Source organism: Paraburkholderia sp. SIMBA_054 (genome assembly GCF_046534875.1).
In the GTDB taxonomy this organism is placed as follows: Bacteria; Pseudomonadota; Gammaproteobacteria; order Burkholderiales; family Burkholderiaceae; genus Paraburkholderia; species Paraburkholderia hospita.
The window spans coordinates 1-243 of sequence record NZ_JAWRXV010001505.1; the positions used below are offsets into that span (position 1 = coordinate 1).

Annotated in this window: 1 pseudogene; it reads left to right on the forward strand. The window is 48.1% G+C overall.

The features are described 5' to 3' along the window. Positions 1-243, forward strand: a pseudogene (hdeD, locus tag SB822_RS60060) (acid-resistance protein HdeD); the annotation flags it as partial.

Genomic DNA, 243 nt, shown 5'->3' on the forward strand with positions numbered 1-243 from the left:
TATTGCCGTGCTGCTGTTTATCGTCGGGTTGCTGTGTATCAGTTTCCCGTTCGTCTCTGGCGATATTTTAAGCACAGTAGTGGGTGCATTATTAATCTGCTCGGGTATTGCGCTTATTGTCGGGTTATTCAGCAACCGCAGTCATAATTTCTGGCCGGTATTATCCGGTTTCCTCGTCGCAGTCGCCTATTTATTGATCGGCTATTTCTTCATCCGCGCACCGGAGCTGGGCATTTTTGCCAT